Raw genomic sequence first — 18,609 nt, forward strand, 5'->3', positions numbered from 1 at the left:
GGACACTCTGGCCGCCCAGCTACGCGGGGGCGCGCGGCGAAGCCGCACGCGTTCCGGGAGGGACAGGCGGCGGAGGCACGCGAGCGTGCCATAGCCACCTGCCCCTCCCGGAACCAGGCCTGAGTGTCCTGGTCGACGCATCAGGCTTTTCTTGGTGACGCTTGGTGCCCTTGGAGTCTTGGTGGTGCAATTTATTATTTATATTTGCGAGTGAGTCTCAGCCCCCCAGGACCTTCCTCAGGGCCTGTTCCAGCTGCTCGAAGGTATAGGGCTTGGCGAGAAAGACCCGGCGCTCGGAGGCATCCTTCAGTTCCGGCATGGCTTCCCGGCTGAAGCCGCTGCAGATGATCACGGGAAGGTCCGGCGCCACGCTGCGGATCAGGCCATAGACCTCCACGCCGCTCCGCCGGGGCATGGTCAGGTCCAGCAGGGCGATGCTGACCTGCTCCCGATGGGCCTGGAAGAGGCTCCAGGCCTCCTCCCCATCGGCGGCCACCAGGACCTCCATCCCCAGACGCTCCAGCATCTGCTGGGCGGTCTCCCGAAGGGCGGGCTCGTCCTCTGCCAGGAGAAGGAGGCCCGTCAAGGGGACGGTTGAGGTGACAGCGGCCGACACCGTGCCCGGGAGAAGAGCGTCCTGGGCGGCGGGGAAGTAGACGCCGATGGTCGTCCCTTCTCCAGGCTGGGAAACGATCTCGATCCCAGCCCGGTGGGTCCTCAGGATTCCCCGGATGGCCGAAAGTCCGAGGCCTCGCCCGGCGGGCTTGGTGGTGAAGAAGGGATCGAAGATCCGCTCCAGAAGCTCCGGGCCCATGCCACAGCCTTCGTCCTCCACCTCCAGGAAGACGAAGCACCCTGGCTGAAGGCTCTGACCGGCAAAGCGATGCTTGAGGGCAATGGCGTCCAGTTCGCTGGTGCCCGTCCGGACCGCGACCCTTCCAGGATCGTCTCCGAAGGATTCCCCGGCGTTGGTGACCAGGTTCATGACCACTTGCTGCAACTGGACGGGATCGCCTTCGATGAAAGGGAGCGATGGGGCCAGACGCAGCTCCAGGCTCACCTTCTTGGAGCGAGAGACCGCCAGGAGCTCATTCATTTCCAGCACTTTGGCATTCAGGTCCATCGATTCGAGGCGGAAGCTGGCCCGTCCAGAATAGGCCAGCAGCTGCCGGGCAAGGTCCGCGGCCCGTTCGATGCTGGCTTCCGCCTTGGCCAGATGGCGGGCGGGATCCCCTCCACCCTCCAGGGCGATGCGGCTGAGATTGACGTATCCCATGATGGCCGCGAGCAGGTTGTTGAAGTCGTGGGCGATGCCCCCCGCCAGAACCCCCAACCCCTCCAAGCGTTGCGCCTGGCGCAGGGATTCCTCCTGGGCACGGTGCTCGGTGATGTCACGGGCAGCCCAGAGGACGCAAGGCCGCCCTTCGATGGTGAGGTCCAGAGGGGCCACCCGGGCATCGAAGCGGCGGTGCCCCAGTGGGGTTTCCAGGGAGTATTCCACGTCCTGGAGCTGCTGGAGAGCCAGGGTCCTGCGGATGACCTCCAGGACTTCCCGCGACAACTCCGGAGGTAGGGCCTCACTGATGTTGTGCCCCAGGAGACTCTCGACGGGGGCGGCCAGAAGGGAGGGGTCCCCGGTGAGGACCTCGCGATAGCAGCCCTCGTCATCGACCACCAGGATCACATCGGGGAGAACCTGGGCGATGGCCCTGAGGCGGGATTCGCTCTGGTGAAGCTCCCTGGTCATCCGATCCGCCAGCGCCCTGGCCTGCCGCCCGGTGCGGGCCATGGCGTGGACGAGGGCCGCCAGCAGGAGCGTGGCCTGAAGACCAGCCAGTCCCACAAACCAGGGCAGGCCGACCTCCCCAGCCTCGAAAAAGGCAGGACTGGCAGCGAAGTCCAATTCCCAGACCCGGCCACCGATTCCGAAGGATCTCCGCAGCCTTGGAAGGGGTGGGCTGACGAGGCTCCACCAGGGATCAGAACCCGGAGCCCCCCCCTGGCTGACCGCCATGGGGCTGGAAGGGTCCGTGGCATCGGCAATGCGAAGCTGGATTCCCCGCGGCAGCCCCTGCATGGAGTCACGGGTCAGATCATCCAGAAGGAAGATGCCGTTGGCATAGCCAGCGAAGGCCAACCTCCGGGCCTCCACAGCATCGGGCACCCGGCCTCCCCGGTATACCCCCAGGCGCAGGATGAGACCCGGCCCCCTTTCCGGAGCCTGGGCCAGGGCCATGGGGGCACTGGCTCGGATCTGCCCCGAATCCCTGGCTGCGAGCAAGGAGACCCGCTGGTCAGGGGCGCTGGCGGAGTTGAAGCCCAGGGCCCGGATGTTGGGCAGTTCCGGTTCTTCGAAGAGCACGATGGCGTCATCCCCGTATCCGGTGCCGGGGTGGATCCGGAGATCGGAGCGTCCGTGCTCCATCTGGAGCCGCCTCTGGACGGCTTCGGCCCCCGCCGGGGCGAGGGGCACCCCATAGGCCACCCCCAGGAGCCCCGGGAAACGGGACTTAATCTCCATGGACTCCAGAAAGACACGGAAGCTGTACCGGTTCACCCCCCCGGAGGCCTGGATGTGACCCTGGACAGCCAGCAGCAAGTCTTCGCAGAGCCTCAGGCGATCCCGGAGATGCTCCTCGGCGTCACGGCTCGCCATTTCGAAGCGCGTCCGCCCCCGATGGAGCTGTGCCGACCCCACAATCAGCACGGCCACCAGCGTCAGCATCCCACCCAGGCAAAGAACCCACAGCGCCAGGAATGGCGGGAATTCGTGCTCCCTGGTGAGACGGCGTTTCATGGGGCTCTCGAATAAGGACAACGATACCCCGATTCGACCCCAAGGATCACCCTTTGGCCAGGGCTTCGAAGTGCTCCCCCCGCTCTTCGAAGTTCCGGAACTGATCAAAACTGGCGCAGGCGGGGCTCAGGAGCACCTGATCGCCGGGATGGGCGCAGCGGCAGGCCAGGCTGAAGGCTTCGTCGAAGGCCCAGACGGAATCGTGGGGAAGATCCCCCAGATCCCGCTCCAACTGGGGGATGGCGTCCCCCAGGAAGACTAGGCGCCGCAGTTTGCCATCCAGGACAGCCCTCAAGGGCTCGTAGCTGGCACCCTTGTCCTCCCCCCCCAGCATCAGCACCAGCGGGCCGGACAGGGCCTTGATGGCCGTCAGGGTCGCATCGACATTGGTGCCCTTGGAATCGTTGTAGAAGCTCACGCCGTCCCGCTCCCCGCAGAAGGCGATGCGATGGGCCAGACCAGGATAGGAGCGGAGTCCCTGCCGCAGGGATCCGGGATCCGCCCCGCCATGGGAGGCCAGTGCAATGGCGGCCAGGGCATTCTCCACGTTGTGATCCCCGGGGATCTTCAGCTCCGAACGGTGAAGCAGTTCCTGGGCCTGCGCATCCGTGCGGAGCCAGAGCATCCCGAAAGCATCGCACCAGGCCCCAGGCCCCTCGGGCTCACTCCAGCCGAAATCGGCGCGCCGCCCATGCCCGGGGTTCTCGAAGGTCGCTCCCATGGGCATCAAGGCGAGGTCCCCTTCCTCCTGCCGTTCGAAAACCCTCAACTTGGCCGCCAGATAGCCTTCCATGCTGCCATGCCGAGCCAAGTGGTCCGGAGTGAGATTGAGCAGGACCGCGCCCTGAGCGTGGAATTCCCGGACGGTTTCGAGCTGGTAGCTGCTGCATTCCAGGGCATAACGGGTGCCGGGCTGGGCGCCCTTCAGGGCGTCCATCAGAGGAGTCCCGAGGTTGCCGCAGGCCACGGCCGGGAGGTCGGCAGCCCTGAGGAGGTGGGCCAGGAGATCCGTGGTGGTGCTTTTGCCGTTGGTGCCCGTCACGGCCAGGATCACCGCATCTGGATCCTGGGTCCTCAACACCCGATGGGCGAATTCCAGCTCCCCGAGAACGGGGATGCCCCGCCCCAGGGCCTCCTGGACCAGGGGAATGCGAAGGGGAACCCCAGGACTCAGCACCAGTTCCTCGCAGTCATCCAGCAGGGCGAGGGGATGGGGACCCCAGACACCCGGCACCCGCAAGGCTTCGAGGCGGGCCGTCAGAGCAGCCTCCGGGGCGGGCGCCACATCGGCCAACAGAGCCTTCCGCCCTTCTCCCGCCAGGTATTCCACCACCGCCACCCCGGACTTCCCAGCTCCAATGACAACCACGCGACCCATGGGTCCTCCCCTTTCATTCTGGCCGAAGCCCGGCCTCCTGGCACAATGGAGAGGTCCATGAGCGAATCCGTCCTCCACAGCATCCTGAGCCATCAACGTTCGGCCATCCCCTATGTTCATTCCATCGTGGGCCTCAAGTCAGGCTTCGTGGAGGCCAAGGAGATCCTCACGCGCTTTGTGGACGAGGCGGGCACCCTGCGGGCAGTGGGAGAACTTCTCGAGGATGCGACCCTGGCACCGGAATCCAAGGTCATGCTGGATCTGCACTGCCTCAACACCGTATTCACCACCCTGGCCGAAACCCCCATCACCGATCACCTGATCTTCGTGAATGTGTCGCCCGACACCCTGGACCACCCCGAATTCTGGAAGCGCATCCAGCCCTGGCTCTGGGACCTCACGATCCCACCCCATCGCATCGTCCTGGAGATCACAGAAGCGTGCTCGGGGCTGGACTTGGAACAGATGAGCCGCATCGCCAAACGGCTCAGGGATCTTGAGTTCCGCATCGCCGTGGACGATCTGGGCAGCGGCGTGGCCAGCCTCGCCCACATGGCCCGCCTGGCTCCTGACTTCATCAAGGTAGACCGGAGCCTGGTGAGCGGCGTCCACCGTCGTCCCTACCAGGCAGCCCTCCTCAATGCCCTGGCTGTCTTTGCGGAGCGCATGGGGGTTGGCTATATCGCCGAAGGAATCGAGACCCTGGACGAACTCCAGGCCGTGGTGGATGCGGATGTGCCATGGGGACAGGGCTTCATCTTCGGAAAGCCCCGCCCCCTGGCTCTCGCCACGGCATTCCCGCGACAATAGCCAGACTGGGACGACACCGTTATCCATGAACGAATAAGGCCACCCCGCCGAGATGACTCAGTTCCAGGAGCGTAGCCAAGTCCTGATTAAAGGGGCTGATACTTCATTCCGAATAGGAAGGCCTATGCCCGTTCATGACCATGATACATTCAGCAAAAGATTCAGAGCCGCCCAGATACTCAATCACAAAGATTATCTATTCTAGAGTCAACCCTTTACAACTGGTCTGACCAAACTGAAATGATCAGTTGACAAACAAGTTGACGCGAACTCAATATCACTAAGGCAACCGTTCAACCCCCCCACTCTCATGAAAGGCAATGACATGAGCCAGACCCTCATCAACGCCATGGCTGACCTCGAGGAATCGGTCCTCGTCAAGGAAGTCAAGAATCTTCAGGCGCAGGGCGTGCCCGCCCTGGAGATCATCCAGAAGCTGCAGGAAGGCATGAACATCGTCGGCAAGCGCTACGAAGAGAAGGAATACTACCTCTCCGAGCTGATCATGTCCGCTGAGATCTTCAAGGAAGCCGCCGCCCTCATCGGTGGCGATCTGGCCGGTGGCGGCGCCCCCTCCCACGGCACCATGGTCATGGGCACCATCTATGGCGACATCCACGACATCGGCAAGAACATCGTGACCACCGTGATGAGCTGCAACGGTTTCAAGGTCGTCGACCTCGGCGTGGACGTCCCCACCGCCAAGTACCTCGAGGCCATCAAGGAGCACAAGCCCCAGGTTGTCGGCATCTCCTGCCTGCTGACCACCGCCTTCGACGGCATGAAGGAGTGCATCTCCGCCATCGAGGCCGCCGGCCTGCGTGACGGCGTCAAGATCCTCATCGGCGGTGGCCCCTGCGACCAGACCACTGCCAACTACGTGGGCGCCGACGCCTACTGCAAGACCGCTCAGGACTCCGTGGAATACTCCAAGAAGCTGCTGGGTATCTCGTAGTTTCTGAAGCAACTCCAGAAACCGGCACTTCGGTGCCGGTTTTTTTATTCACACAGCAGCTTCGTCCACCATCCAGACCCGGGGGGCCTGGACCAGCCCTGCCGGACGGGGGGGCACCCGGGGTTCCGGATTGAGAACCGCTCGCAGGGCCTCTCGCTTCTCCCGGCCACTCACCAGGAACATCACGGCTGCAGCATGATTCAGCACGGGGAGGGTGAGGGTGATGCGCTCCCCGAGACCCGCCACCTGGGTGGCGACCACCAGGCGCTGACACTCCTCCAAGGCAGCATTGCCCGGAAAGAGCGAAGCCGTGTGGCCATCGGCCCCCATGCCCAGCAGGATCAGGTCGAAACGGGGACATGCCTCCCCGAAGACCGCCCTCAGGGTGATCTCGTATCGCTCAGCAGCATCCGGGAACTCGGTCTCCACTCGATGGACCCGGTCAGGGGCCACGGCCACCTTGGAAAGCAGGGTCTTCCAAGCCATGCCGTAGTTGCTATCCGGATGTTCCGGCGGTACCCGACGCTCATCCCCCCAGAACCAGTCGATGCGCTCCCAGGGGAATTCGGCCTCGGCCAAGCGGACGTAGAGGCCCATCGGCGTCGAGCCTCCCGCCAGGGCAACACGGAAACGCCCCTGACGCTCCAGGCAGCCCTGGGCCAAAGCCAGGAAGCGCCGGGCCGCCCCTTCGAACAGCGCCTGGGGTGCGTCATGAACCACCACCTCAGGGTTCAGCACGGGAAGTCCCGCCAGGATCGACCGTCCCGCTCCAGCATGGCCCCGGACTCCCTGGGGCCCCAGGACCCGGCCTCATAGTTGGGGAACTTGGGAGGCAGGGCCTTCCACACGTCCAGGATCGTCTGGACCACGCCCCAGCCAGCCTCCACCATGTCCGAACGCTGGAAGAGGGTGGCATCCCCGATCATGCAGTCCAGGAGGAGCCGCTCGTAGCCCGTGCTGGAAACCTGGCCGAAGGTGGCCCCGTATTCGAAGTCCATGTCGACGGTGCCCAGACGCATGACCGGCCCTGGGCGCTTGGCGGCGAAGCGCAGGGACATGCCCTCCTCGGGCTGGATGTGGAGCACCAGCTGGTTGGGGCTCAGGTCCTCCACAGGCGTATCCCGGAAGAGCACAAAAGGGGCACGGCGGAACTGGATGACGATGTGGGTGTTTCGGGCCTGGAGTCGCTTGCCGGTGCGCAGATAGAAGGGAACGTCCGCCCATCGCCAGTTGTCCAGATGGAGCTTCATGGCCGCAAAGGTCTCGGTGGTGGATTCGGGATCCACCCGGGGTTCCTGGCGGTACCCGGACACTCGCTGTCCACCCACCAGGCCCTCTCCGTACTGCCCCCGGACGGTATCCCTGAGCACCTGTTCTTCGGTCAGGGGCAGGATGGCCCGCACGGCCTTGGCCTGCTCGTCCCGCACGGCATCGGCCTGGAAGGAGATGGGGGGCTCCATGGCGATGAGGCTCACGAGCTGCAGAAGATGGTTGGGCACCATGTCCCGCAGCGCCCCGGAGTGTTCGTAGTAGTTGCCCCGCTGCTCCACCCCCACGGTCTCTGCCACGGAAATCTGGACGTGGTCGATGTACTGCCGGTTCCAGAGGGGCTCGAAGATCCCATTGGCAAAGCGGAAAGCCAGGATGTTCTGCACCGTCTCCTTGCCCAGATAGTGGTCGATCCGGTAGATCTGGGATTCCTCCAGGTAGTCCAGGAGCTTCCGATTGAGGGCCCTGGCGCTCTTGAGGTCGGACCCGAAGGGCTTTTCCACGATCACCCGGCGCCAGGAACCCTCCTGCTGGGTCAGGCCCGCCGTGTGCAGGCGCTCAACGATGGGTGCGAAGAAGGAGGGGCTCGTAGCCAGGTAGTAGAAGTAGTTGCCCTTGGTGTGATGGGTCTGGTCCAGCTCCGCGAGCCGCACCCGAAGGCGTTCGAAGGTACCGGGATCCCCGAACTCCCCGGATAGGTAGTGGATGCGGCCCAGCAGCTCGTTCACCAGGTCGGGGTCCACCTGGCCAGGGGCGAACTTGGGCAGTTCCTCCCGGATGTGCTCCCGGAAGGTCTCGGCGTCCATCTCCTGGTGCCCCACCCCCAGCACCGCGAACTCCGGAGCGAGCAGGCGATGGTGGGCGAGGTAGTAGAGAGCCGGCAGAAGCTTCCGCTGAGCCAAATCCCCGGCCACACCGAAGATGACCATGACACAAGGCTTCCCGGGCTTTCCGATCCGGGTGAGATTGATGGAATCAGGGCTCATGCCTTGGGCTCCTGGTGGCCACCGAAGCCGGCCCGCATGGCCGACAGAGACTTCTCCGCAAAGGTGTGCTCCTGGCGGGAACGGAATCGGGCATAGAGGGCGGCGGAAAGGACATCGGCGGGCACCGCCTCCTCAATGGCGGTCTGGATGGTCCAGCGCCCCTCCCCGGAGTCCTGGACGACGCCGGTGTACCCCTCCAGCTCGGGATCCTTGGCCAGGGCGGCGGCGGAGAGGTCCAGGAGCCAGGAGCTGACCACACTTCCCCTCCGCCAGAGCTCCGCGATATCCGCCAGGTTCAGGCTGAAGCGCTGGGATTCCGGAAGCTCCGGATTCCGGGCGCTCCGCAGGATGTCGAAGCCTTCGGCGTAGGCCTGCATGAGGCCGTATTCAATGCCGTTGTGGATCATCTTCACGAAATGGCCGGCCCCGGCGATACCGCAGTGGAGGTAGCCCTCCTCGGCCGTGCCTTCCGCCCGGCCGGGTGTCTCGGGGATCTCCCCCCTGCCCGGCGCCAGTGTGCGGAAGACGGGGTCCAGGCGCTGCACCGCCTCCTTCGGCCCCCCGATCATCAGGCAGTAGCCCCGCTCCAGACCCCAGACCCCCCCGCTGGTGCCCACATCCACATAATGGATGCCCCGGGGCCGCAACTCCGCGGCCCGGCGCACATCATCCTTGAAGAAGGTGTTGCCTCCGTCGATGATCGTATCGCCACTCACCAGCAGGGAGCCCAGCTCCCCCACCATCTGCTCGGTAACCCCCCCGGCAGGGACCATCACCCAGAGATGGCGGGGCCGCTCCAGCTTGGCAACGAGATCGGCGAGGGACGTGGAACCGATGGCCCCTTCGGCGACCAGCCGCTCCACGGCCTCCTGACCACGGTTGTAGACCACCACTTGGTGCCCGCCCCGGATCAGCCTCCTGGCCATGTTCGCGCCCATCCGCCCAAGCCCCACCAAGCCTATCTGCATGTCGTCCTCCAAAGGCCTGCGGCTCTCGCCACAGCGTTGAATTCATCGGCCAGATCCGTCGGGATGCAGAATCTGTGCGATGAGGGCCGTCCAGCCTGTCTGATGGGATGCCCCCAGTCCCCGGCCCGTCTCGCCGTGGAAGAATTCGTGGAAGAGCGGGAGTGGATTGCCGAGGGCATCCTGATGCAGAAGGTCCACGCCGGGGCGGCGCCCCTGCCCGTCCGTCCTGAAGAGTGAGGCCAGACGGCGCCGCAGCTCATCGCGGATCTCCCCCAGGCTGAGCCGCTCCCCGCTCCCGGTTGGGCACTCAACCCGGAACTCGTCCCCATAGTAGCTCTGGAACTTTCCCAGGGACTCCAGGATCAGGAAGTTCACGGGGAACCAGACAGGCCCACGCCAGTTGGAGTTCCCTCCGAAGAGCCGGGTGTCCGAATCCCCGGGCTGGTATTTCACCTGCTGGGTGCAGAAACCCCGATCGTCGCAGAAGGCGTAGGGATGCTCGCGATGGTATTTCGATAGTGAGCGCACCCCAAAGGGCGAAAGAAATTCCCCCTCGTCCAGCATCCGGGCGAGGATCCGCTTCATGCGATGCCCCCGCAACAGCGAAAGGAGGTGGCGCTCCCCCTGCCCCGGTTCCTCCCAGCGGCTCACCAGTCCCGCCAGATCGGGGCGGTATTTCAGGAACCACTTCATGCGGCGGTGGAACTCCGGCAGACGCTCCAGGAGTTCCGAATCCAGGACTTCCACGGCAAAGAGGGGGATCAGGCCCACCATGGATCGGATCTTCAGGTGCTCGTGGCGCCCCTCCGGGGTCTCCAGCACATCGTAGAAGAACGCATCTTCCTCATCCCAGAGGGCCACGCCGCTGTGCCCCATGCTGGTCATGGCCTTGGCGATGTAGAGGAAATGCTCGAAAAACTTGGTGGCGGTGTCCTCGTAGACGGGGTTGCGCAGAGCCAGTTCCAGGGCGATGCGCATCATGTTGAGGCAGTACATGGCCATCCAGGCCGTGCCGTCCGCCTGATGGACCTGGCCCTGGGGCAGTGTGGAGCTGCGATCGAAGACCCCGATGTTGTCCAGCCCCAGAAAGCCCCCCTGGAAGACGTTCTGACCATCGGGGTCCTTGCGGTTCACCCACCAGGTGAAGTTCAGCAGCAACTTATGAAATACCCGCTCCAGGAAGGCCCGATCCCCGTCCATCTGGTAGACCCGCCAGGCCGCCCAGGCGTGGACCGGGGGATTCACATCCCCGAAGGCCCATTCGTAGGCCGGGAGCTGCCCATTGGGGTGCATGTACCACTCCCGGGTGAGCAGCACCAATTGCTCCTTGGCGAACTCGGGATCCACCATGGCCAGGGGCAGGCAGTGGAAGGCCAGATCCCAGGCGGCGTACCAGGGGTATTCCCAGGCATCCGGCAGGGAGAGAATCTCGGCGTTGTTGAGATGGGTCCATTCGGCGTTGCGGGCGCGTCCGGGCGGCGGCGAAGGCTGGGTCGGATCTCCCGACCGCCAGAGGGGGACATCGAAGTGGTAGAACTTCCGGCTCCACAGAAGCCCTGCCAGGGCTTCCCGCTGGATGCGGCGGGCTTCCGGGTCCGACTGCCCCAGGACCCTTGCGTAGAAGGCGTCCGCCTCCAGCCGCCGCGCCTCCAGGATCCCCTGGAAGTCCTCGAAGGGCTCCTCCAGCTCGTGGCGCCCCAGACGCACCCGGAGGGTCCGGGACTCCCCGGGGGCCAGGCTCAGCTGCCGATGGGCCGCCGCCTTGGTGCCGCGACGTTCGGGGTTCACGGCCCCCTCCTCGCCCTGGATCAGGAAGCGATGGAAGGCGTCCTTGGGGAATCGGGGCCCGGGGCACCCGTAGAGAGCCTGGGCATTCGTTTCGTTCTCGCAGAAGAGCCACTCACTGCCGGGCTCCACATGGAGGTGCAGGGTTTTCAGGCGCGGATGCCGTGCCGTGGCCAGGGTCCCGCTCTCGGCCAGGATGGAGGGGCGCTCCGAACCATCCCAGCTCCAGGTGTTGCGGAACCAGAGCTGGGGCAGAACGTGGAGGCTGGCCTCCTCCGGCCCCCGGTTCCGGACCGTGACCTGCATGAGGATGTCCTCGGGTTCCCCCTTGGCGTACTCCACCAGGACATCGAAGAAGCGGTCCTCCGCCAGAACACCGGTATCCGCCAGCTCGAACTCCGGCAGCCAGGGCCCCCGACGTCGGTTCTCCTCCCGCAAAAGCTCATAGGGAAAGGCCCGCTGGGGATAGCGGTAGAGCATCTTCTGGTAGGCACCCGAGGGGAGGGCGTCGAGGTGGTAGTAGTGCTCCTTGACGTCCTCCCCGTGGTTGCCCTCCCGGTTTGTGAGGCCGAAGAGGCGCTCCTTGAGGATGGGATCAACCCCGTTCCACAACACGAGGCCCAGACAGAGCCGCTGGGCCTCGTCACAGAAACCCGCCAGGCCATCCTCCCCCCAGCGGTAGGCCCGCAGGTGGGCGTGTTCGAAGGGGAAGGCTTCCCAGGAAGTGCCCCCGGGGCTGTAGTCCTCCCGCACCGTCCCCCACTGGCGATCCCCCAGGTAGGGGCCCCAGCGACGCCAGGGCCTCGGATCGGCCAGACGGCGATCCTCTGGGGTGGGGGGAAGGTCGGGATCCATGTCAGGGCTCGGTTTCAGTCTCCACAGGTGCTTTCTTGTGGGAAGAGCTGCTTCACATCCTTCCCCCATTTCGCGAGGGCGTCCAGGGTGCTTCCCGTGGCCACGAAACTCAGGTCCGCCCCCTGGGCATCAATGCGCAGGCCCAGGGCGACGGGAGGAGCGGTGTCCACCTTGGGGAGGGTCTTGCCACCGGGCAGGAGGGGGAGGGTTTCCAGGACGGAGTGGGCGAAGTCCCGCATCCCCCCAGGGTGGAGATAGAGCCGCCAGGGAGTCTCGGCGGGAAGCAGGGCGTCCACAGCCTTGACGCCCGCCTCCTGTTCCAGGGTTCCGAGGGGCGTGCGGTAGGCATCCAGGTTCCGCTGGAGAACCTCGGCCCCCCCCACAACCGCCACCAAGGTGTGCTCATCAGCCTGGGCCAGACTCATCTCGACACGATCGCCCCCAAAGATCATTCCCTGGAAAATCAGATCCTGCGGGCGGGAATCAGGAAGGCCGAGGGGCGTGGAAACCGTGACACTGGGAGCGCCGGGAAGGACATTCCGGGTGAAGACCGGAAGGGGCACCGGGGTCCCGGCCTCTCCCTTGGGTTTCTTGGCCGCCAGATCAGCCTGGAGGCGGGTGAGACGCTCCAGGCTGTCCATGTAGCGGGCAGGATCCTCCACCTTCAGGACGGCGCTGGTACCCGAGAGGAGCCCGCGCCCGGGAGCCACAGGAGCCCCCAGGATCCAGGCGGCGGAGCGGACGTTCCCCTGAATCTCGCCCTGGATGCTCTTGAGGGACTGAAGATCCCCGGGAGCGCACTCCCGGTAGAAGAGGGGCATCAGGACGTCCGTCATCCAGGTGGAAACCCCCTTGGGGCTGGGGCCCCCCATGGCCAGGGCGTAGGGTGTGGTAGGCACCCCCAGGAGCGGGTGCACCGACGCCTTGGGAGCCCAGGAGGCCATGGGCGCCCCGGGCCGGAAGAAGAGCTTGGCCGAGGCCCTGAGACTGCGATCCTCCGGCAGGTCCATGGAGAAGGCAAAGTAGCTCGCGGAACGGTCCAGGGCCTCGAGTGCCAGCTTGACCATCTCCTTGGTGGCCTTGGCGGTGGGCAAGGCCTGGGCTTCCGCCTTGTCCGGCTTCTCCAGATCCGCCTTGGCAGTGGCCATGGCCGTGCGGAAGGTCTTCTCGGGAACCACGCCCACCACGTCATGGGACTGGAGCCAGGGGAGCTGGGGGGAAAGGCTCGCCTGGAGCCCCCCCTGGGTCTGAAGGACCTGCTGGAGCAGGGCCTTGTCCTTGGAGAAGAGAGCGAAACCAGCCCTGGAGGCGATGAAAAAGGCCTGCTTCTTCCGCTTGAAGGTATGGAGTTTGCCGCTGGGCACAGCCTTCAGCTCCCTGAGCAGGGCCTTGTAGTTGGCCACGGGCGCCAGCAGGACATCGCTTGACGCCTTCTGTTCAGGACGCTTCTGCTCCACAAAGAGGGCAGGCCCGCTCCCCAGGCCCTCCAGATCCCGGCCGAAGTGGGTCTTCCACTCGTGGAAGGAGGAGCCCTTGCCGAAACGGCCCGTGAAGGCCTGGAACTTCCGGTCGGTGATTCCGGACTCCTTCAGGATGATGAGAACCGACGCATCCTCCGGCACCATGGCCAGGGCATCGGGAAGGGACTGGGCCCCCAGGGAGCCAGCAAGGCTCAAGGCCAAAGTCCAACGGGAAAGCAAGGCCATAGCGGCTCCAAACAAAGTGTTCATCCACTATCCAACAGGATGGTCGAAATCGCCACTCCTCCATGAAAAAGCCCCCAGCCGGAGGCCGGGGGCTACGGAATGAGGCGCCTCAGCTGTTCTTGACTTCGATGGTGTAGGTGCCGGGCTGGATGCCAGTCAGGTTCAGATAGGTCACACCACCCAGGGTGGAGCTGGAGGCAGGTGTCACCACGGTGCCGTCAATACGGACCACCTGGGCACCAGAGACCACTGGCACAGCCAGGGTACCCGAGGTGCCGGCAGGCACGACCAGCTCAGCCTTGAAGGGGGTGCCCTCATGGTTCTTGGCCCACTTGAAGGTAATGGGGCCGTAGGGGGTCGGCACACGACCCGACGCCCAGGAGAGGCTGCCCATCTGGGGCTTGATGATCCAGGTCCGGAAGCCAGCGCTCACAGGACGGACGCCGAGCACGTACTTGGAGAGAGCGCCGGTGGGCCCAGAAGACCAGGCATGGGCCAAGCTGATGCTGTCGTCCACGGGATATCCGGTGGTGGCATTGAAGGACTCCCAGGTAGCCCCGGAGTAATAGTTGCTCTCCGTCATCATCCGGCCCCAGACCTTGCCGATGAGTGCCAGGGCGCCTGCGGTATCGCCCTTCTCCAGGCGCGCCAGCATCTCCCAGTTGGAGATGAAGGGACTGACCACCCCGGCCCCGTTGTTGTAGGCCGTGAAGTAGGCCTGATCAAATGCCAGACGACCGTAGGTGTTGTCCAAAGCCGAATCCATGGCAGAGAAGATGCCCTCCACCTTGTCCTCCGGAGCCACGCCGTAGAGCACAGCCTTGCTGTTGACGTCCTGGGCCACATACCCGGTCCGGTTGTTGCTGATTTCGTAGACACTGCCATTGAAGAGCGTCTCATTGACGGCAGTCTTCACCGTCGCCGCCGTGGCAGAGTAGGACGCGGCGTCCGTATCCAGTCCCTGGGCGGTAGCCAGTTCGCTGGCAAGCTGAAGGGTGCGGACGTAGTCCACATTGAATTCAGCCACTGTGCCAGCCTGGGTCGCGTCGAACTGGGGGTGCCAGGTGAAGCCGGAGCCGGAATCCGTCACCAGGAGATGACTGGTGCCGTCCTGTTTGCCCGCCAGATAGGCAAGCTCCTGCTGGGCGGAAGGCCAGAGGCGGGAGACCAGGGAAAGGTCACCGGTATGGATGTAGTAGTCGTGGAGGATATTCACGAAATACATCGAGTAACCGAGGCTGTACCAGGGGTTGCTGGGGGCAGCGCTCCGGTTTTCATTGAGCTCCAGGGAGCTCTGGGGGGGCAGCACAGAGGCCACCTGACCGTCGGCGTCCACATACTTGCCGAGCAGGGTCAGGGAACCCTGGATCGGCTCGGGGTTGCCGGTGCTGTAGTAGAGGGAGGGGCCCGAAACCAGCAGGTCGCCGGACCAGACTTCACGGTCCCGCTTGGCCCCGTCGGTCAAGGCGGCCACCAGATTGGTGCCCACCCCGAAGTCGTCCAGCACCGAGGAATCTCCGTCCGTGAAGGCTGCGGTATAGGTCTTGGGAGTGAAGGTATGGAGGTCCGTGGCAGAGAGGCTCACATCCTTGATGGTCGCGAAGTGGCCCACCTGATTGAAGAAGCCGAAGCTGCCCAGGGCCAGGTAGCTCGGGATGGCAGCTGCCAGGGGCGAGGCGGCAATGGCTTCCGCCGGGTTCAGACCTGTCACGATATCTGTCCCGTCTAGGCTTACTGTGATGGTGCCGCCACTGAAAATGGGAGCACAGGTTGTGGTCACCGTATGCCAAGTGCCCGGCGTCAGAGTGATCCCCTTGTCTGCCAGACTGACGGAATCCAGGGGAGCCCTCAGGAAGGCGCTGAAGCTGCCGCCAGCACTCCCGGTAAGGGTGTTGGGGCCAGTGGCGTCATCGGTGGCGCGCAGGGTGAACTGGACAGTCGAGGGGAAGGTGGCATTGACGGTCCAGGAGACCCCGCCCTTCTCGACCCGGAAGAGGAAGGTGGTGACGCCTCCGGTCCCGTTGAAGGAGAGGCCCTGGTACATGGCCGGGTTGCTCGGGGCGATGAGGGCCCCTTCGGAGGTCAGGGTCCAGGGGGAGGGCAGTTTGAAGGCATCGATGCGGTTGGCCTCCAGGGTGTAGGCCCCGGCCTGCCAGATGGCGTTCAGGGTGGCGTCACTGGAGCTGAAGTATCCAGCGGCGTCAGGGGAAACGTTGGGGGCGGCCAAGGTCGAATCCAGGGAGACCGCACTGAGGGTCACCGAAGTACCGGGGCTCGTGAGGCTCAGCTTCTGGTAGCGCTGTCCCCCCTGGAGGAGCTGGTTCCGGACGAAGCTGGGAGAGATGAGGCTGTAGTTCATGGAACGGGCCGGCTCCAGGGCTGTCTCCAGGTAGGGGGTCTGGTCCCCGGTGTCCACGTAGGTGAAGGCCTCGGTGAAGGTCGTATTGAGGGTGGGTGCCCCCTCCAGGGCCGTAACCTGGAACTGGGGGTAGCCCCCGACGATCTGGCCGTAGTCCAGCACGATGGAAGGCGCTGTGCCCCCTGCCGGATAGGTCAGGGTGATACTTTCCCCGGTCTTGGCGTTCTCGGGATTGGTGACCCCCGTGGAGCTGACCACCTTTGCGGGCCTCAAGGTGCCGTATTTGCTGGCATAGGCCACGGAGGTGGGGGGAGTGGGCCAGGGGCCTGCGCTATCGCTGGCAGCGGACCCGCCCCCACTGCCGCCACAGGCGAGCATGAAGGTCAAAGCCCCCAAAGCAGCCAGGGGACCGAGGCGATGGGAGTATCTGAGGCACTTACTCAATTTAACCTCCAATAAAAGGCGGATTTCACCGCACAAACAAGATAAGTCGATCTATTTGAATATTAATAAAATACCAAAATATCGACTCAAAGTTCAATTATCGACGCTGTGTCGAAATAAATTTACACATCCGCCCACCCGCCGTCAACAGCGATTCAGCGATCAGACTTGCAAATACTAAAAAGCCGTCACCCTGTGACGGCCATCACACGCGGAATGACAATTCCCGCCCTCACTCCCCCCGGGAGCCGAAGGCGCCCATCAGCAAAAGGTCCCGGAAATCCTGGGCCTTGTGGGCGGCTGCAGCATAGTCAGGTTGGGGTTTGTGCCTTTCGAAGACCGCCAGGCGCACAAAGTAGGCCAGGAGAGGGAACACCACCCGATCCTGGAAGTCCTGATTGTTCTCGCAGCCCCGCAGCTCACCCTCCCGAATAGCCTCCTCGACCCTCTCGGCGTAGAAGGCCATCCCCGCGGCGGCATCCGCAGCATGCCCCGCCAGCGCCGTGGGATCCTGGTGGGCCTTGGCCGCCTGGAGGTTGTAGGCGAAGTCGTAGAGATGGACGTCCGGATCCTTGACGAAGTGGGCAATGGAGGCATCCGTGACCCCAACGATGAAAGCCCTGACATCCCCCTTGCACGCCTTCCACCGCTTTTCCAGGGCTTTGAGTTCGAGGGGTTTCAGCAGGGCCTGCAGATTGCGGAGGTAGACCGCCGTCGCAAGTTCGTTCTTGTCCCGGTAGTAGGTGTAGAAGGTCGTCCGGGGGATGCCCACTGCCTCGGCGATCTCTTTGAGATCGGTCTCCCCAATCCCCTTGGCGCAGAACAGCTCTCGAGCCTTCTGCTCGATGAGCTCCCTCGTCCGTTTCTCGTTGATCTCTCTCAAACCCATGGATTCATGTTCGCATGGGTCACGCATTTGGCCACAGCCGACCGCCCATCCGGCTGTCTATCCTGGCGACCCCAGCTCATGTCTTTTCCGGCTGAGCAAAGCCGATAATCGGGAAACCCTTTCCGCCCTTCAGATCCCTACACCCTGAACTGGGCAACCTGGGCCTGGAGCCCCTCAGCCAGCTGGGCCAGATCGGCGGCCGTACGGGCCACCTCCGAGGTGGTGGCGGACATCTGGGTGGCGGCGGAGGCCACAGCTACGGCCTCCTGCACGGTCTGATCCACCTGGCGGGCGACTTCGCCCCCGGCGTTGGACTGCTCCGCCATGGCGGCGGCGGACTCGCGGGTCTGCATGGCAAACTGCTCCAGGCTCTGGCGGATCTGCTTGAGAAGCGCCACCGTATCCGTCACCCTGCCCTCACCGGTGTTCACGGCGGACCGGGCCTCCTCAATGTGGTGAGCGATCTCCTTGGCGGAACTGCCGCTGCGCTCCGCCAGCTTGCGAACCTCCTCAGCCACCACGGCGAAGCCCTTCCCGTGCTCTCCGGCCTTGGCGGCCTCGATGGCGGCATTGAGCGAAAGCAGATTGGTCTGATTGGCGATTTCGGTGATGACCGTGACAGCGCTGGCGATGCGCCCAGCCGTTTCCGTGACACCACGCATGGCCTCCTGGGTGGCGCCTCCGGCCGCGTCCCCGCGCTGGGTGGCCTCCAGGGCCCGCTCCAGCTGCTCCAGGGAGGTCTGGGCCGCACGGCTGACCTCGTCGATGGAGGCGGAGAGCTGGGCCACGGCGGCGGCCATGCCCTCGGCAGCGTTCTGCTGGTTCTCGGTGCTGCGGGCGATCTCAGACGTGGTGGCGGACATCTGTTCAGCAGAAGCCGAGAGCTCCGCGGCCCCGCTGGCCACGCCTTCCACCCCCTGTTTCACCCCAGTCAAGAGGTGGCGGAGCTGCACGACCATCGAGTTGAGAGTCTCCGCCATCTTCCCAATCTCATCCCGGCTCCCCACTTCGGCCTGGCTGGTCAGATCTCCCTGGGCCACCACCCCAAGGGTTTTCTGGAAAGCATTCAGGGCTCCCTGGACACCGCTGGCCAGGAGATAGGCGAAGAAAATACAGATGCTGAAGGTGACAGCAGCACCCGCCACATTGCCCACCAGTGTCGCGCGCGTGGCCTGACGTCCCTCCTCCAGGATCTCGCCAGCCTTCCGCAAGGCCTCACGCTCGGCCCCTGGCGCCAGGATCCCATAGACATTTTCGAGGCGTTTCTGCTCACGGTATGCGTCCTTCAGCGAAAGGCCGGTTCCGAGGAAGGTCCCGATCACGAAGAGCAGAACAACGAGCCCAATCTTCCGCCCCACGGATAAATTGGAAAACCAGCGGATTTTCATCACACCTCCGGACAACAATG

At 64.4% G+C, this 18,609-nt stretch carries 12 protein-coding genes; 2 read left to right on the top strand and 10 right to left on the bottom strand.

What is annotated here, in order from left to right; genetic code table 11:
- Positions 1-217: 217 nt before the first annotated feature.
- Together HOLFODRAFT_RS22705 and murD are read right to left on the bottom strand one after the other, a co-directional pair.
- Positions 218-2,797 carry a CHASE domain-containing protein gene (locus tag HOLFODRAFT_RS22705; protein ID WP_005036820.1) on the bottom strand — a complete coding sequence of 860 codons (2,580 nt, stop codon included), beginning with the start codon at positions 2,795-2,797 and terminating at the stop codon, positions 218-220.
- Positions 2,798-2,843: 46 nt separating this feature from the next.
- Positions 2,844-4,175, bottom strand: coding sequence for a UDP-N-acetylmuramoyl-L-alanine--D-glutamate ligase (gene murD / locus HOLFODRAFT_RS0205450; RefSeq protein WP_005036816.1), 1,332 nt, complete (start codon positions 4,173-4,175; stop codon positions 2,844-2,846).
- A 57-nt stretch (positions 4,176-4,232) separates the two neighbouring features.
- Between murD and HOLFODRAFT_RS22710 the strand changes: the two genes are divergently transcribed.
- Both HOLFODRAFT_RS22710 and HOLFODRAFT_RS0205460 read left to right on the top strand, forming a co-directional pair.
- Complete coding sequence (locus HOLFODRAFT_RS22710) at positions 4,233-4,985, top strand: EAL domain-containing protein (RefSeq protein ID WP_005036814.1); 753 nt, start codon at positions 4,233-4,235, stop codon at positions 4,983-4,985.
- Positions 4,986-5,310: 325 nt separating this feature from the next.
- Positions 5,311-5,940, top strand: a complete 630-nt coding sequence (locus HOLFODRAFT_RS0205460; protein ID WP_005036812.1) for a cobalamin B12-binding domain-containing protein — start codon at positions 5,311-5,313, stop codon at positions 5,938-5,940.
- Positions 5,941-5,988: 48 nt separating this feature from the next.
- Here the strand turns inward: HOLFODRAFT_RS0205460 and pgl are convergent, their stop codons facing one another.
- The 8 genes from pgl to HOLFODRAFT_RS23840 all read right to left on the bottom strand — a co-directional run bounded on the left by pgl (position 5,989) and on the right by HOLFODRAFT_RS23840 (position 18,589).
- Positions 5,989-6,678 carry a 6-phosphogluconolactonase gene (pgl, locus tag HOLFODRAFT_RS0205465; RefSeq protein ID WP_005036810.1) on the bottom strand — a complete coding sequence of 230 codons (690 nt, stop codon included), beginning with the start codon at positions 6,676-6,678 and terminating at the stop codon, positions 5,989-5,991.
- Complete coding sequence (gene zwf / locus HOLFODRAFT_RS0205470; protein ID WP_005036809.1) at positions 6,672-8,195, bottom strand: glucose-6-phosphate dehydrogenase; 1,524 nt, start codon at positions 8,193-8,195, stop codon at positions 6,672-6,674. The genes pgl and zwf overlap by 7 nt, the downstream gene beginning before the upstream one ends.
- Positions 8,192-9,163 carry a phosphogluconate dehydrogenase (NAD(+)-dependent, decarboxylating) gene (gene gnd / locus HOLFODRAFT_RS0205475; protein WP_005036807.1) on the bottom strand — a complete coding sequence of 324 codons (972 nt, stop codon included), beginning with the start codon at positions 9,161-9,163 and terminating at the stop codon, positions 8,192-8,194. The genes zwf and gnd overlap by 4 nt, the downstream gene beginning before the upstream one ends.
- Before the next feature lie 42 nt (positions 9,164-9,205).
- Positions 9,206-11,803, bottom strand: coding sequence for an MGH1-like glycoside hydrolase domain-containing protein (locus tag HOLFODRAFT_RS0205480; protein WP_005036804.1), 2,598 nt, complete (start codon positions 11,801-11,803; stop codon positions 9,206-9,208).
- A gap of 14 nt (positions 11,804-11,817) precedes the next feature.
- The gene (locus HOLFODRAFT_RS0205485; RefSeq protein ID WP_005036801.1) at positions 11,818-13,509 is read right to left on the bottom strand and encodes a hypothetical protein; all 1,692 of its coding nucleotides are present in this window, start codon (positions 13,507-13,509) and stop codon (positions 11,818-11,820) included.
- Positions 13,510-13,618: 109 nt separating this feature from the next.
- A complete protein-coding gene (locus HOLFODRAFT_RS0205490; protein WP_005036800.1) occupies positions 13,619-16,312 on the bottom strand; it encodes an alpha-L-rhamnosidase-related protein in 2,694 nt (897 codons plus the stop codon).
- Between the two features lie 232 nt (positions 16,313-16,544).
- Positions 16,545-17,228, bottom strand: coding sequence for a TetR/AcrR family transcriptional regulator (locus HOLFODRAFT_RS0205495; RefSeq protein WP_026939071.1), 684 nt, complete (start codon positions 17,226-17,228; stop codon positions 16,545-16,547).
- Between the two features lie 110 nt (positions 17,229-17,338).
- Positions 17,339-18,589 (bottom strand): methyl-accepting chemotaxis protein, encoded by a 1,251-nt coding sequence (locus HOLFODRAFT_RS23840; RefSeq protein WP_005036796.1) that lies wholly within the window; start codon positions 18,587-18,589, stop codon positions 17,339-17,341.
- Positions 18,590-18,609 lie beyond the last annotated feature (20 nt).

The organism is Holophaga foetida DSM 6591, from assembly GCF_000242615.2.
Classification (GTDB): domain Bacteria; phylum Acidobacteriota; class Holophagae; order Holophagales; family Holophagaceae; genus Holophaga; species Holophaga foetida.